Source organism: Bradyrhizobium sp. 33ap4 (assembly GCF_032654765.1).
GTDB lineage: Bacteria > Pseudomonadota > Alphaproteobacteria > Rhizobiales > Xanthobacteraceae > Bradyrhizobium > Bradyrhizobium australafricanum.
The window spans coordinates 1-523 of record NZ_JAUMTJ010000292.1; the positions used below are offsets into that span (position 1 = coordinate 1).

Sequence of the window (523 nt, forward strand, 5' to 3'; positions counted from 1 at the left end):
CACATGCATGATTGATATCGGTGAAGTTTGGATTTGTCCACAAAAGTGCCATATCATGGGTACTCCATGTGTGGCCATGGAGGGTGCCCGTCTCATCTTGTGCAGCACGCAGTGGGCGTTATGTACTGCGGTCTTCTACGGCAACTTTGATGCTGGCTTTCTTTCTTGTTTGTGTTCGTTACAGCGCTTGACGGTCTCCAAGGCAGCAACGACAGTTTCTTCGGTGAGCTGCTTCCCGTCCTAACAACCGTAAAAGCAAAGCTGGAAGCCTTGATTAGCAGCATCACAGTCGGAGCTTGCAGGCCAATCGCCCTAGCACTGCTAACAGGGCTTCAAGAACGCTTCCAGAAGATCCTTCAGCTAAAGGGTGACACAACGGTGCTGGCGGCTGCGTTTCATCCATTTTTGAAGCTGAGATGGATCCCCAAAGGGATTGCCTTGGAGAAAAAAAAAAAGAAAAAAGATCACAGACCTGTTGCTGCGAGCTGCAGAGCACGAGCAGCAGGCAATGCTCATGGACAGG

Annotated in this window: 1 protein-coding gene; it reads left to right on the top strand. The window is 50.5% G+C overall.

What is annotated here, in order from left to right:
- Nucleotides 1-165: 165 nt before the first annotated feature.
- On the top strand, nucleotides 166-523 hold a 358-nt coding region (locus Q2M23_RS43905), incomplete at its 3' end, for a hypothetical protein (protein ID WP_316399580.1).